The organism is Virgibacillus sp. GM2-2, assembly GCF_055329585.1.
Genome location: NZ_JBUZWC010000016.1, coordinates 80,874 through 95,279, shown reverse-complemented (window position 1 = coordinate 95,279; position 14,406 = coordinate 80,874). Strand labels below are relative to the sequence as shown.

General features: G+C 36.8%; 15 protein-coding genes. 1 reads left to right on the top strand and 14 read right to left on the bottom strand.

Annotated elements, in window-relative coordinates; all coding sequences use genetic code 11:
• Window positions 1-414 precede the first annotated feature (414 nt).
• On the bottom strand, window positions 415-870 hold the full coding sequence (locus ACY9Z2_RS15990; protein ID WP_463610662.1) for a SprT family protein: 456 nt from the start codon (window positions 868-870) through the stop codon (window positions 415-417).
• Between the two features lie 290 nt (window positions 871-1,160).
• On the opposite strand from ACY9Z2_RS15990, the gene ACY9Z2_RS15985 reads away from it, so the two are divergent.
• The gene (locus ACY9Z2_RS15985; protein ID WP_463610661.1) at window positions 1,161-2,621 is read left to right on the top strand and encodes a catalase; all 1,461 of its coding nucleotides are present in this window, start codon (window positions 1,161-1,163) and stop codon (window positions 2,619-2,621) included.
• 55 nt (window positions 2,622-2,676) lie between these two features.
• Here the strand turns inward: ACY9Z2_RS15985 and ACY9Z2_RS15980 are convergent, their stop codons facing one another.
• The 13 genes from ACY9Z2_RS15980 to ACY9Z2_RS15920 form a co-directional block, all read right to left on the bottom strand.
• Window positions 2,677-4,830, bottom strand: a complete 2,154-nt coding sequence (locus tag ACY9Z2_RS15980; RefSeq protein ID WP_463610660.1) for a Tex family protein — start codon at window positions 4,828-4,830, stop codon at window positions 2,677-2,679.
• A gap of 448 nt (window positions 4,831-5,278) precedes the next feature.
• Window positions 5,279-5,881 (bottom strand): protein phosphatase 2C domain-containing protein, encoded by a 603-nt coding sequence (locus ACY9Z2_RS15975; protein WP_463610659.1) that lies wholly within the window; start codon window positions 5,879-5,881, stop codon window positions 5,279-5,281.
• On the bottom strand, window positions 5,878-6,669 hold the full coding sequence (gene sigB, locus ACY9Z2_RS15970; RefSeq protein WP_463610658.1) for an RNA polymerase sigma factor SigB: 792 nt from the start codon (window positions 6,667-6,669) through the stop codon (window positions 5,878-5,880). The genes ACY9Z2_RS15975 and sigB overlap by 4 nt, the downstream gene beginning before the upstream one ends.
• Window positions 6,641-7,117 (bottom strand): anti-sigma B factor RsbW, encoded by a 477-nt coding sequence (gene rsbW, locus ACY9Z2_RS15965; RefSeq protein ID WP_463610657.1) that lies wholly within the window; start codon window positions 7,115-7,117, stop codon window positions 6,641-6,643. The genes sigB and rsbW overlap by 29 nt, the downstream gene beginning before the upstream one ends.
• A complete protein-coding gene (locus tag ACY9Z2_RS15960; protein WP_463610656.1) occupies window positions 7,117-7,449 on the bottom strand; it encodes an STAS domain-containing protein in 333 nt (110 codons plus the stop codon). Before ACY9Z2_RS15960 ends, rsbW begins: the two co-directional genes overlap by 1 nt.
• Before the next feature lie 109 nt (window positions 7,450-7,558).
• The gene (locus ACY9Z2_RS15955; RefSeq protein ID WP_463610655.1) at window positions 7,559-8,566 is read right to left on the bottom strand and encodes a PP2C family protein-serine/threonine phosphatase; all 1,008 of its coding nucleotides are present in this window, start codon (window positions 8,564-8,566) and stop codon (window positions 7,559-7,561) included.
• Window positions 8,567-8,750: 184 nt separating this feature from the next.
• A complete protein-coding gene (locus ACY9Z2_RS15950) occupies window positions 8,751-9,152 on the bottom strand; it encodes an anti-sigma regulatory factor (RefSeq protein ID WP_463610654.1) in 402 nt (133 codons plus the stop codon).
• A 2-nt stretch (window positions 9,153-9,154) separates the two neighbouring features.
• Window positions 9,155-9,511, bottom strand: coding sequence for an STAS domain-containing protein (locus ACY9Z2_RS15945; RefSeq protein ID WP_463610653.1), 357 nt, complete (start codon window positions 9,509-9,511; stop codon window positions 9,155-9,157).
• 4 nt (window positions 9,512-9,515) lie between these two features.
• Window positions 9,516-10,385, bottom strand: coding sequence for an RsbT co-antagonist protein RsbRA (locus ACY9Z2_RS15940; RefSeq protein ID WP_463610652.1), 870 nt, complete (start codon window positions 10,383-10,385; stop codon window positions 9,516-9,518).
• Window positions 10,386-10,752: 367 nt separating this feature from the next.
• Entirely contained in the window at window positions 10,753-11,103 is a 351-nt protein-coding gene (locus tag ACY9Z2_RS15935; protein ID WP_463610651.1) for a type II toxin-antitoxin system PemK/MazF family toxin, read from the bottom strand.
• Between the two features lie 4 nt (window positions 11,104-11,107).
• Complete coding sequence (locus ACY9Z2_RS15930; protein WP_463610650.1) at window positions 11,108-11,392, bottom strand: CopG family ribbon-helix-helix protein; 285 nt, start codon at window positions 11,390-11,392, stop codon at window positions 11,108-11,110.
• A gap of 204 nt (window positions 11,393-11,596) precedes the next feature.
• A complete protein-coding gene (gene alr / locus ACY9Z2_RS15925; RefSeq protein ID WP_463610649.1) occupies window positions 11,597-12,715 on the bottom strand; it encodes an alanine racemase in 1,119 nt (372 codons plus the stop codon).
• A gap of 649 nt (window positions 12,716-13,364) precedes the next feature.
• Window positions 13,365-14,387: a LolA family protein gene (locus ACY9Z2_RS15920; RefSeq protein ID WP_463610648.1), complete on the bottom strand. Its 1,023-nt coding sequence runs from the start codon at window positions 14,385-14,387 to the stop codon at window positions 13,365-13,367.
• Window positions 14,388-14,406: the final 19 nt, after the last annotated feature.

Sequence of the window (14,406 nt, the reverse complement as noted above, 5' to 3'; positions counted from 1 at the left end):
ACGACCGATCGGTTAACAGCCGATAGCTCTACCACTGAGCTACTGTGGAATAATCTAATAAAGTCAATCATACTGCTACAATCTCACTTGGGCTTGCTCGTCACACATAACGTTCCTCGCATGATCTCACAAAACCAAAAACGTTCGATCAAGCTACTGTGGAATAATCTAATAAAGTAAATCATCCAATTAAAGCAAAAAAATCACTTCTAAATAATTGCGACGAAAAATATATTACAATATCTTTTCCTTAATGTCAATCGCTTTATGTAAAAATATATGCCTGTTTTTTTAGGGCTTATTTAATTTAACATGACAACATGCTTTCGTCAATGGATTTAGAGATAAAATTATCAATTAATCAATCAAATATATTATATCAAAGAATATATAGAAGATAAACAATGAAAACAATCATTCAACATGCACTAACATTCCGCCACATTTCCCGCATCGATATTTGGTAACATCAACTCTACGTTCTCGTTTATACACATAGGAACACTTTCTACAAATGTAGGTGTGCTTTTTTTCTCTTTTTACTGATGGTAAAGGATTGCAATGTCTAGGTGAACCTGTTTGCTTTAGCAACAGTTTGAAATCCAAATCTCCATGCTTATACCCTTTTCCTTCTATATGTAAATGGTAATGGCATAGTTCATGTTTAATAATACCGATGAATTCAGCTTCACTCATTTCCAACGCATATTTCGGGTTTAATTCAATTAGACGTTTTGCAGGAATGTATCTCCCACCTGTTGTTCGTAATCTAGAATTGAATCGGACACTATCCAAGAATGCTTTGTTAAAAAATTTAACTGAAATATCGTGGACAAGTGCATATAATGCTTTTTCATTTAATAGATTCATGGTAAAGACTTCCTTTGATCAGATTACAATAATTTTATCATAAAATACTTTTGATCGATTAACTTCATATAATTACTAAAAATCAAAATACTCATTTGGATAACTCAAATGAAACATGAGCAAATAAATGGAAACCATTTAATACGACTATTAAACTAGTAATTATAGAAATTGTAACACTTTGATAATCCTTTATTTAAAATTATTATAAATAAATATTGATTTTTAATAGATTTATATTATAATTAATATAGATTGTTTCAAAATCAAAAAGGAGAGGTGTTTCACGAATGAGCAATGAAAAAAACAGATTAACGACAGCATCAGGAGCTCCAGTTGGAGATAACCAAAATTCCATCACAGCAGGGGCAAGAGGACCAGTATTAATTCAAGATGTACACCTTTTAGAAAAGCTTGCGCATTTTAATAGAGAACGTGTTCCTGAACGAGTAGTACATGCTAAAGGGGCAGGTGCACATGGATATTTTGAAGTAACAAACGATTTGACTAAGTATACGAAGGCAGCATTCTTAAGCGAAGTTGGCAAGCGTACTCCAATGTTTGCTCGCTTTTCTACAGTAGCAGGAGAACTAGGATCAGCGGATACAGTTCGTGATCCGCGTGGGTTTGCATTGAAATTTTACACAGAAGAAGGAAACTATGATCTAGTAGGTAATAATACGCCTATCTTCTTCATACAGGATGCAATTAAATTTCCAGATTTCATTCATACACAAAAACGTAATCCAAAAACGAACTTAAAAGATCCAAACATGACGTGGGACTTCTGGTCATTATCACCAGAGTCACTTCACCAGGTGACATACTTACACGGAGATCGTGGTATTCCAGCTACACTTCGTCATATGAATGGGTATGGAAGCCATACATTCAAATGGGTAAATGACCAAGGCGAAGCAGTTTGGGTGAAATATCACTTTATTGCAGAACAAGGCGTAAAAGCATTAGATGAAAAAGTTGCAACTGAAATTGCAGGAGATAACCCTGATTACCATACAGAGGATTTATTTAACGCAATCGACAAAGGCGACTTCCCAGCTTGGAAGGTATATGTACAAATCATGCCTTACGAAGATGCTAAAACCTATAAATGGGATCCATTTGATGTAACGAAAACATGGTCTAAAAAAGATTATCCGCGTATTGAGCTCGGACGAATGGTTCTAGACCGTAACCCAGAAAACTATTTTGCTGAAGTTGAACAAGCTGCATTTTCACCAGGAAACTTTGTACCTGGTATTGAAGCTTCACCAGATAAAATGCTTCAAGGTCGTTTATTCGGTTATTCGGACGCTCATCGTTATCGCATCGGGGCAAATCATCAACAATTGCCTATCAACCGTCCAGTTAATGAAAAGAAAAACTATCAACGTGATGGACAAATGCGACTAGATGGCAATGGCGGTGGTTCTGTAAACTACGAACCAAACAGCTTTGATGGTCCAAGAGAGGATGCACCATCTAAAATTAATCCGTTTGAAGTTTACGGTGAAGCAGACAGCGTTGCATATGATAATACTGATCATTACACTCAAGCTGGTGATTTATATCGCTTAATGAGTTCTGACGAAAAAGATCGTCTCATTGAAGCAGTTGTAAATCATATGAAACCTGTAAAATATGATGAAATAAAACTTCGTCAAATCGAACACTTCTATAAAGCTGACCCTGAATACGGAGAACGAGTAGCAGCAGGGTTAGGCTTATCTGTACCAGAGAGCGTACAATAATAACTTATTAGAAAAGAAGGATCGCAATCATACAACTGCGATCCTTCTTTATGTTTTATTTTTGAACCATTGATAAAGCAATTCTTCCTTTATTTGAGTCAAAACTATCGACCCACACCGTCACGACATCGCCTACAGATGCAATATCCATTGGATGCTTCACAAACTTATTCGACATTTTGGATATGTGAACAAGGCCGTCTTGCTTTACTCCAATATCTACAAAAACGCCGAAATCGACGACATTTCTGACTGTACCTTGCATTTCCATGCCTGGTTGTAAGTCCTCCATCGTTAATACGTTTTGTTTTAACAATGGCTTTGGCAAATCATCACGCGGATCACGCTCTGGGCGAATCAATGCTTGAATGATATCGCTTAGTGTTAGCTCTCCAACTTCGAGTTGTTCTGATACCTCTGTTATATTCACACTTTTTAGCTTTTCCTGTAGCTCAGCTGAACCAATATCCTTTACAGTACAGCTTAACATTTCTAATAATGCCTCTGTATGCGGATAGCTCTCTGGATGAATTGGCGTTCGGTCTAAAGGATGCTCTCCATCAAATATCCGTAAAAACCCGATACTTTGTTCATACGTTTTGGCACCAAGTCGTGGTATTTTTTTCAATTGTTTTCGATTGGAAAACTTACCTTCTTCGTTTCGTTTTGTGACGATATTATTTGCTACAGTCTTACTTAAACCGGAAACATATTGTAGTAAACTTGATGAAGCAGTATTTACATTTACACCAACCTGATTCACCGCAGTTTCAACGACGAATGTTAACGATTCATTCAGTTCCTTCTGACTAACGTCGTGTTGATACTGACCAACACCAATAGACTTCGGATCAATTTTAACCAACTCTGCAAGGGGGTCTTGCACACGACGTGCGATGGAAGCAGCACTACGCTCCTCAACTTGCAAATCCGGAAATTCTTCCCGTGCTAACGCAGATGCTGAATAAACACTTGCCCCCGCTTCATTAACAATGATATAAGGAATATCCAATTTATTATTTTGAATCACGTCTGCGATAAACTGCTCCGTTTCACGGGATGCTGTTCCATTACCAATCGCAATTAGTTCAACTTCAAACTTTTTAACATAATCAAGTACTATTTTCTCCGATCCCTCAAAGTCATTTTTCGGTGCTGTTGGATACATCACATTTACGGTATGTACCTTTCCTGTTTCGTCTACAACTGCAAGTTTGCACCCTGTACGGTATGCAGGGTCAACACCTAATACTGTTTTGCCTTTTAACGGTGGCTGTAGTAACAGATTTTTTAGGTTTTCTGAGAAGATTTTTATTGCTTGTTGTTCTGCCTTTTCCGTAAGTGTATTTCGAATTTCTCTTTCAATTGAAGGTTGAATCAAACGCTTATAACTGTCATCAATTGCATTTTGTAGAAATACGGCAACTTCGTCTTGGCTGGTTCCTTTTATTACTTTTTTACGCAAATAAGAATGAATCTGTTCAATAGGTGGTTCGATTGAAACCCTTAAAACGTCATCTTTCTCTCCGCGATTTAATGCTAAAGTACGATGGGACGCAAGTGTACGAATCGCTTCATTGTATTCATAATACATTTCGTATACACCTTTTTCGTCCTTCTCTTGATTCTTTACTACTGCCTCTATGAGCCCTTTTTTAAACGTTTGTTCGCGAATGAAATCACGATATTCGGGATCGTCCGAAATCCATTCAGCTATAATGTCGTTTGCACCATCCAGTACGTCTTCTATTGTAGATAGCTCATGCTCCTCCGAGAGGTACTTTTCTGCTTCGGCAGCTAAGTTTACCGCCGCTTGCTTCCAAATCAATTCAGCAAGTGGTTCTAACCCTTTTTCCTTAGCGATTGTTGCTTTCGTTCTTCGTTTTTGTTTGTATGGCCTATACAAATCTTCCACACGTTGTAGTTGTGTTGCATTCGTAATTTCTTTTTCCAATTCATCTGTTAATTTTCCCTGCTCATCAATCAGTCGGATAACTTCTTCTTTTCTGTTGGCTAGATTTACAGCATATTGCCATTTATCCTGAACGGATTTAATTTGTACTTCATCCAGACCACCAGTTTGTTCTTTCCGGTAACGTGCAATAAAAGGAACCGTATTGCCTTCCTCCATTAATGCAATTACTGTATTCACAACACTAGTTTTAACAGTTGTTTCTTTTGCAACCCATTGAATTATATCCTGATCCATCTTTCTACCTCCCATAGTTACATATCAATTCTAACAAAAGATGTACATAAATAGAAAACATGTCTTTTCATTACTCGTTAAGGCTCATTGGTGAAAGCTTGGTTGAACTAATACGAGTAATCATAATAGCCATTTTACCCACCAGCACAAAAGAGGCCGGGACAAAACTATTTTTATCAATGAAAATCCGAACATAAGATACTTAGTGCAAATAACTCGCTCCGGAAATATACTCGCTTTCCGCGGGCGGCTGGTGAGCCTCCTCGTGCTTACGCACTGTGGGGTCTCACCGATGCCTGTCTTCCCGCAGGACAAGGAAAGCTTCTCTGAAAAAGCATCGCACGCAGAAAAAGCGATTTTCTTTTTCAAGGAGTCTACGTATATTTCCGGAGCTAGTACAATTCATTGTTCGTATTTAAATTGGTAGTATTAGTTTTGTCTCAGCCTCTTATAATCCATTATATTGGATTGCAATTAACGTCGTATCATCATCTTTCGTTTGGTCATTTTTGTACCCATACGTAGCGACAATTTCGTTAACGTTCTTATTTAAAAAGTATCCTTTAGCAAGTTCTGTATCAGATACACCATCCGAAAACATGATAAAATGAGTAACAGAATCAAGGTTACCGTTTTCAATTTTAAATTTACGGTGATAGCCAGCGAGGTATCCTGCATTTGGAATATTTCTCTTTTTCTTTCGATCTTGTGTAATCGTAATTACACCGATATTACCAATTGAAGAAAATGAATAGCTACGCATGCTAAAGTCAATTTTCAAGATTCCGAGAACGACTCCACGCTTTCCAGAAAGCTTTTCATTACATCTTTTGATAATCTGATCAATCGTTGCCTCAATATTTTCCTTAATTATATTCACAACTACCTGAGATGACTCTCTAGCAAATTCACCACTGCCTAGACCATCGGCCAACGCACAAATGAATCCATTTTCCATTTCCGTATAAAAATAGCTGTCCCCACAGTAAAAATTGCCTTTCTTCGCTTTTTGATAGACAGCTACTTCTACTTTGTTTCCTTGCGTATTCAATCAAAAACCTCCGAACTTTCGGATTGGATTGCCTCACGCAGCTTTAATAATGCTCGACGTTGTAACCTAGAAACATGCATCTGGGAAATTCCTAGCAGCTCTCCTGTTTCCTTTTGACTTAAGTTATCAAAATACGTACAACGTAAAATTTCCTGTTCTCTTTCAGAAAGAATCGGTAAAATTTTCTCAAGCAGCATTTTTTGATCTATATTTTCATATCCATTTTCTTCATTACCTACTAAATCAAGAATTGCCACAGTACTACCATCAGAATCAGCTTCTACTTTTCGATCAACTGATAAAGCCTTATAGCTTTTACCCATTTCCATTGTTTCTAATATATCTTCCTCTGATACCTCTAAATATTCAGCGATATCCCGAACAGATGGTGATTTTTGATCCGCCACGGTTAATTCATCTACGGCTTTTTTAATTTTTGGACCGAGTTCTTTAATTCGACGAGGAACATGAACGCTCCATGTCTTATCTCGTATAAAGCGTTTTATTTCTCCGATAATTGTTGGAATTGCAAAGGATTCAAATGATTTACCAAAGCTCGCATCAAACCTTCTAATAGCTGCCAATAAACCGATCATCCCAACCTGAACAAGATCCTCATGTATACTACTGTTTTTTGAATACTTTCTAGCAATGGATTCAACAAGGTCCTTGTATGTTAGTACGATTTTTTCTTTTACTTCATTGTCAGATGGGTTTTCTTTTAAATGCTCTATCCATTGGTAAACCTCATCTCGTCCTTTATTGTGTGGATGAGATTTGGTCGCCATCATAATCCACCTCTATTTCTTGAAGGTACTTGGTCATTAATACAATAACACCATAGTTGTTATTAATTTCAACCTTGTCCATTAAGGCATTAATAAGAAAAAGTCCAAAACCTCCTTCACGCAAGGTTTCCACAGATTCTGTGTGCTTGTATGGCCCAATTCCTCCCTTAATTTCGTTGAGATCAAAGCTACCACCATGATCTGCAACCATTACCTCTAAGCGGTCTTTGTACACACCGAAGCCAACAGTAACTTCACCATCATCCCCATCTTTATAAGCATGTGTAACTGCATTGGTAATTGCTTCTGAAATTGATACCTTTAAATCTTCAATATCTTCATAAGAAAAGCCCATTCTATTTGCAATTCCAGATATACTTAAACGAACTACACCGACATACTCAGGTTTTGCAGGAACCTTCATCTCAATAAAATCAAATTTCTCCATCACTCTTGTACACCTCGAATTCCATCATTTATTTCTATAATTTCATCAAGTCCAGTAATCTTAAATAAACGCAATACTCGATCCTGTAAATTAATTAAGATTAATTGGCTATCAAATTCTTTCGTTGATTTCAAGGCACTAATAAAAACTCCAAGACCCGTACTATCCATGTAACCTACCTGTTCTAAATCAACTTCAACCGTTTTTCCAGCTACCTTTGTTAATGGTAGTAACGTTTCTTTTAGTTTAGGGGCAGTATAGGCGTCTATTTCCCCCGCAACAACGACTCTTGATTTTTCGTTTTCTTCCATAACATTTACCGTTAAGTTCATTTTCATCCTCCTATAAGTAAAGCACCCCTTGTATTTGTTAATCATTACACGGGTGCTTATTGCACATATTCAGTAGAATTTATTTACCCTGAATCATCTTTTATTAAACTTATTTCTTTAATATTATTAATGTAAAATCGTCACGAAGCTGAAAGTTCTGAAGACGCTCAAAATGTTTGTAAACACGATCAACTATTTCTTGAGCAGATAGTTCAGCATACTCTTTGATAACATCTAACACTTCTTCACTTTCGATAAATCGATCACCTTGGCGACATTCAGTGACCCCATCAGTGAGTAGCACAATCATGTCACCTTCTTCAACTTTATGCTCGTATTGCCTATATTGCGTTTCTTTTGATACGCCTAATACAAGACCTTTTGCTTCTATTTCGTTAAATGAGTCATTTTTTGCACAATAATAAAAACCTGGTTCATGCCCAGCAGTTGAATATAAAAACTTGCTTTCTTTAGGGTTATATTGTGCATAAAACATTGTAATAAACATACTTGGATCCACATTTCGTTCCACAACACGATTTAAATTTTCAAGAATAGTCCTAGGACTCATTGTCTCCTCAGGAAAACTATCCATTGAATATTTAATCATAGACATACAGAGTGCTGCCGGTATTCCTTTACCAATTACATCAGCGATAGCAACACCAAGAGATCCATCTCCGCCTTTAATAAAGTGATAGTAATCACCGTTCATTTGATTGGAAGGAACACTAATGACTCCTATATCTAAACCTTCAATGGTAGGGGTTTTTGTCGCAAGAAGTGTATCTTGCATTTGCGCGGCAACAGATATTTCCGATTTTAATTCTATTTGTTGCTCTCGAAGTAATTGATACTCCTGATGTGCAAGACCATAGGAAATCATTGATTCCATTAGGAAGTCCATCGATCGTTGAAAACCCTCAAAAAGATCCGGGTAAATTTCTGCTAATGCTTGGTTATGAAGGCTGACTATTTCTTCGGGGAGTATGTTATTTTTTAGGAATAATTTACTTATTTGTTCTGCACCGTACAAAGATTGTTCATCTTGGGTTTCAATATAATGCTTTAATAGATCTTTGTAATTTGCTGCGTCTAGTTTTTTAACTGTATCCAAATGCTTACCCCCTCTATTCATATCTCTCTTACTTATCTTGATTTACTTTTGCTTTATATTTATTAGTGCGTGTTCAAAAGGTCGCCGTTTATCATTTGGCGTCTTTTTGAACATCCTCTATTAGTCGATACTAAAAATACAAAAAGGTTAACTTAATACGTAAGTTAAACCTCCTGCATTTGCATTAGCGAGTCCATTTTATTGCTTTTATTTCTGTGCCTTTGCCTTCTTCTGATTTGATGTCAAATTCATCCATCAGTCGTCTTACACCTGGTAGACCAGCTCCTAAGCCACCTGAGGTAGTGTATCCGTCTTCCATCACTTTACTCAAATCACTTATCCCAGGCCCAGCATCAATCGCAATCATGCACATACCTTTTTGGTTTATATTCTCAATAACCTCAAAACAAATTCTGCCATCACCAGCATATAAATATATATTTCTAGCCAATTCGGATATCGCTGTAGCAATCCGTGCTTGATCAACTGTGCCAAAGCCAGTTTTCTTTGCTATGTCTCGTCCGACCTGCCTGGCACCAACGATATCCCATTCTTTTTTTATATTTACGCAGGATTGAAGACTCATCATTATGCCCCCAATTCCTGGTGAAGTTTAATCAAGCCCTGCTCAATATCTAATGCAGTTGTTACATCCTGCATATGAATGCCTAAGTCAATTAATGTTATGGCAACAGCAGGCTGAATACCTGTTAACACCACTCTTGCTCCCATTAAATCCGACATTGTAACCACATCGCCTAATACTTTTGCAATAAACGAATCAATTACTTCAACTGAGGTAAGATCAATGACCACACCTGTTGCACCACTTTTATGAATTTTATTTAATAAATCCTCTTGAAATTGAATAGCCGTATTATCATCGATTTCTGTTTGAATCGAAATTAATAAATAATTATGAAGCTTTAATATAGGTATGCGCATGTTATCACTCCCCATTAAGTGAACTTAGTATATTTTCCAATTGTTCGTCTCTCGTTTGTACATCTTCAATTTTACGATCAGTCAATTCTAATGCTTTTTGGAAGCCTTTTTTCAATGAGCTTTTCGTTGGGAATTTCCCAAGGTCAATACCTAAATTTACAATCGTCTGAGCAATTTCTGGACGGATTCCAACTAAAATACATGTCGATCCAATTAAACGAACAGCTTCTGCCGCTTGTATTATATGGTGAGCAACCATCGTATCAACAACTGGCACTCCAGTAATATCAATTAACACAACATCCGCATTATGTTTAATCACGCCATCTAGTAAATTTTCCATAATCAATTTTGCTCGTTCTGTATCAATTGTCCCAATTAATGGCATAACCGTAATATTGTCCATGACAGGAATAAGTGGAGCAGATAGTTCTTGCAATGCCATTCGCTGTAATGAAACAATGTGCTCCCAGCTACCAGAATATTCGTTAACAAGCTGACGAATAATTGGTTCCACCCAAGAATCAACATTTTTAAGCACATTTGATATGTGAGCTGAATCAACTTTTTTAGATTGACTAAGTATGTAATCAACCGTTACACGTCTAAATACTTGCAGCCCATCAGTTATATAACTTAATGGCCAACCTAAGTTAATAAGCTTTTCTGAAAAGTCTTCTAATGTTTTGGTATACCCTTCACCTTTAATGCTTGTAAAAATAACATTCACAAACTCTCTATTTGTACTTTCAAATAGTTCGTCTGAAATCGTAGCGGTATAATTACCATCCTTTAATGAATTAACTTCTTCTAGCCACATGTGAACAATTGTATCGCTATTTTCTAATACAATTTTTTTGAAATCTTGATCCACTACATTTCCCCCTTTACTTATCCAAATTCTATATATTTCCGCTCCACCTCTATTATGATTGAGCAGATTTTTACATGTTTCAGCAAAATCTGCAAGGAGCACAAAATTCGTTCAATTCTACTTATTTCTAACACCATTGTACCATAAACAGCGAATATTTATTAAACAATTAGAAAAGCGCAAGCGCCCGTTTAGAAGCGGACGCATAAGCAAGGGACCGTAGAACGCATGGGTTTAGCGTTCGAAGTGTCCATTGCTTATGACGGCAGCTTCTGGGCGATGGAGCTAGACAGCTTTTTGTTTATACTTTCTTTGCTCTAAAAAAACCCCTGCTAATCTAAATTAACAAGGGTTGAATTACATGATTCTACATATCTTTAAGTCCAAGACTAATTTCCAATGCTTTATCTATTTTATTCATCATTTCTGCATCTAACTTTGTTATCTTATCCGTTAGCCTTTGTTTATCTAAAGTCCGTATTTGCTCCAATAATATAACAGAATTACGGTCAAAGCCATACCTTTTAGCATTAATTTCCACATGTGTTGGAAGCTTTGCCTTTTGGATTTGCGCAGTAATTGCTGCAACTATTACTGTTGGACTAAACCTATTTCCGATATCATTTTGTAAGATCAATACTGGACGTATACCTCCCTGCTCTGATCCTACCACAGGGGATAAGTCAGCGAAATATACTTCACCACGTTGAACGATCAAATTATTACACCCCGATCACAGAACGCTCAAGGGTGTTTTCAGCCTCCTCCTCAGCTTGAAAAGCCTCCGACGCAATTGTTAGATTAATTCGAGCCATTTCTTCATACCCTCGTTGCATAGATTCTCGAAATTGTTGAATATGGTCATTTTTCTTTTGCTCTAGATAGTTTCTTGTTGCTTGACAGATAAAATCACTAAGATCTCTATTATCATACTTCATTAGTCCATCCACCTCATTTAATAGGTTTTTTGGTAATCGTACTAAAATCTCCTGTAAGCTCTCTGACAAAACCATACACCTCCGCCAACTGTTGAACGATCATTATCAAATTTAATTTAATAATAGCATTGTAAGGACAGCATTGCAAAGGATTTTAGAGATTTTTGTCTAAAAAATGTATGATTATTGTTTAAAAATTAAACCCGTGTGGTATATATACTTATTTATAGAAAAAAGAAATTATGACAAGTGCTATTGAAATATCTTAATGCATTACTTATAAATTCGTGGTACTCGCTCACTTATCATACATGGAATTTCATAATTAATTGTGTCTAGGTACCTCGCAACTTCATCCATCTCAATTTCAGCATTTCCATTCTTACCAATTAGTGTAACCTTCGTTCCGATTGGATATTCTTTATCCAATCGAATCATTGTCTGATCCATGCAAATTCGTCCAACGATTGGCATTCGCTTTCCTTCTACTAACACTTCCATTCCTTGTAGCTTTCGGATCCACCCGTCCGCATAACCTATCGGAATACTCCCGATCCATTCAGCATTTTTCGTAACATAGGTTGCACCATAGCTGATGGATTCATTCTTTTCTACCTTTTTCACATGAATTAACTGACTGTGTAGAGAAAATACCGGCTCAAGATTGATTGAAGCTTCATTTTTCACTTCCTCAGAAGGATACAAGCCATACATCGCTATTCCAAACCGAATGTAGTGGTACATTTCTTTTGGAAAACGAATAGATGCTGCACTATTTCCGATATGAATATCAATTGGTTTATCCCAAATTTCTTTTAACACACTTAATAACTGTTGAAAACGATCCTGCTGTTCATGGAAATATGCAAGATTTCCTTCATCCGCTGTCGCAAAATGCGTATAGATACCAGTCATTTGAACGTTCTTCGTAGAACTAAGTCTCTGAACAATTAACCTTAATTCATCCGCTGTCCGTATACCTATTCGCCCCATACCACTATCCCACTTCATATGAAGCTTTAATTCTTTTGGAAAGGTGTGCGACTGGATATCTCTTAACCACTCTTCTTGAAAAAATGTAAGTATAACATCATATTCAACTGCAAGACTTGCATCTTGAGGTGCTACCCAACCTAATACTAAGATAGGTGCCTCAATACCTGCCCGTCGCAACTCTATCGCTTCCTCCAGCATAGCTACAGCAAGCGCATTTGCCCCTGCTTTTAGAGCAGTTTTAGCTACTTCAACCGCTCCATGGCCATACCCATTCGCCTTTACTACAGCAAAAATATTGGTAGTTGAGGTTAGTTTTTGCTTCATTTGTTTTATATTATGCGCAACGGCATTCAAGTCGATTTCCGCCCAGGTCGGGCGATAACATTCACCTGACACAACAACCTGTCCCTTCCGATCAGTTGGAATTTTTTTGTATACTTTATTATTTCGTTTTCATCCAATAGTGTCAATTATAAAAAAGGAATGTGTATGAATGCTTTAGATTACGTAGTAACAGCAACGTGATTTCTGCTCCAGACAGTCGCGTTCAACAATTCGCTGTGGGTTTTACTTGGCCCCCAAGAAAATTAGAACAGGTAAGCCATCAGCCCGTGCTGTATCGTTTATTGTTATTTGCGGACCTCAGATACCTTATTTGTAAAAAACGGACGAATTTTGGATGCTTGCGGACTCCAGATACCTTATCTTTTTATAAATCAATGATTTCTAAGTGTTTTTACATACATAGCGCACTTTGTGTCCATTTCGCACTAAAAAAGGGGTGATTTAAATAAAATAAGGTAGTCTGTGTCCGCATTACTGACGCCAGTCCCGCTTTTATCTTTCCATATCTGAATCAGCATCGCCAGTCAAACCTCATCATCGACTTTCCCCGACCTAACTTCGGCACCGAGAAACCGCAATGAATACGATCAGGAGTAACATATACTGGTTTACTTCCATCGCAAAGGTTAAAAGAAACGAATTTACAGAAGCAAAAAATAAAAGCAGACCCCCTTTCGCTATGAGTCTGCTTGCAAATAGATTATTTAATTTCTTTTCCCTGAACGGATTTAGCTACTTCAATTAGTTGTTCTCTTGTTAAATCATCACTAGCTAAATAAAAGCTCATTCCATTATTTCGCCACTCAATAGAGTTATCTGAAATAGCTCCAACTGCAAATCCAAGATTTACAATTTCGCCTGATACCGGTTCTGGTGAAGCCATTGTTGGTGAAACATCAACTGATTCTTCGATTAGTGTGAAATTGTTTTCACCTTTAAAAGTCATAATCACACGTTTACCATTTTCCGTTTCCACTTCCTGTTGTTCGTATAGTTCAGCCCCAGCAGTGTTTAATGGAAACATTACAGTAAATGTATCAGAAGCAGGATCAGCGGAAACTGGTTCTTCGCCGGATTTAGTACTGCTTGTCATGTTTTTCTCCATACTGAAATCATCTTCATTAAATTCTGGGTTTGTTTTGAAACTATTAAATTTAACCTCTACAACAGGCTTTTTGTCCTTATCTAACACTTTAACCATAACAGGCGCATACGTTTTTTTGTCAAAATAAATTTCTTGGAATGGAAGATTATTATTACTTTGATAGTTCGTCTTTGTTTTGAAAACGTAATGTGATTCAGTTGTTTCAAACTCCGATTCACTATCTTTCTGTATGTCATCTACAAGCGATTGATACAAATAAGGCTGGCTTCCATTTTCTGGCCACTTCGATTGAAACTTAAAGCTTTTATTTAAGGCTGGTGTTAAAACATAAACGCCTTCCTTATTTTTTAAGATTACCTGACTACTTTCTTTGTCTTGACTATTGGTAAGTTTAACACGATAAAAATCTTCTTTCTTATGCCAGATGTCAATGTTGAACGTTTGGCTTTCTTGTCCAGTATCCATTTTCATTTCTGCTGTTGCCTTATATCCGTCCATATCCTCTAGCTTATCATTCAATTTTTGTAAAACATCTTCCTGCGACTTTTCTCCACATGCAGAAAGTAATAAAACCATACCCAACGTAATTACAAACCAAATGCTGATATTTTTTTTCATGGACATATCTCCCTTGTCT

What these genes read in the sequence shown, in the direction of transcription:
- sigB (WP_463610658.1), bottom strand. Translation starts at nt 6,669, where the DNA reads ATGGCGACCAAATCTCATCCACACAATAAAGGACGAGATGAGGTTTAC.
- ACY9Z2_RS15950 (WP_463610654.1), bottom strand. Translation starts at nt 9,152, where the DNA reads ATGAGTCTTCAATCCTGCGTAAATATAAAAAAAGAATGGGATATCGTT.
- ACY9Z2_RS15960 (WP_463610656.1), bottom strand. Translation starts at nt 7,449, where the DNA reads ATGAACTTAACGGTAAATGTTATGGAAGAAAACGAAAAATCAAGAGTC.
- ACY9Z2_RS15985 (WP_463610661.1), top strand. Translation starts at nt 1,161, where the DNA reads ATGAGCAATGAAAAAAACAGATTAACGACAGCATCAGGAGCTCCAGTT.
- ACY9Z2_RS15990 (WP_463610662.1), bottom strand. Translation starts at nt 870, where the DNA reads ATGAATCTATTAAATGAAAAAGCATTATATGCACTTGTCCACGATATT.
- rsbW (WP_463610657.1), bottom strand. Translation starts at nt 7,117, where the DNA reads ATGGAGAAATTTGATTTTATTGAGATGAAGGTTCCTGCAAAACCTGAG.
- ACY9Z2_RS15920 (WP_463610648.1), bottom strand. Translation starts at nt 14,387, where the DNA reads ATGAAAAAAAATATCAGCATTTGGTTTGTAATTACGTTGGGTATGGTT.
- ACY9Z2_RS15980 (WP_463610660.1), bottom strand. Translation starts at nt 4,830, where the DNA reads ATGGATCAGGATATAATTCAATGGGTTGCAAAAGAAACAACTGTTAAA.
- ACY9Z2_RS15945 (WP_463610653.1), bottom strand. Translation starts at nt 9,511, where the DNA reads ATGCGCATACCTATATTAAAGCTTCATAATTATTTATTAATTTCGATT.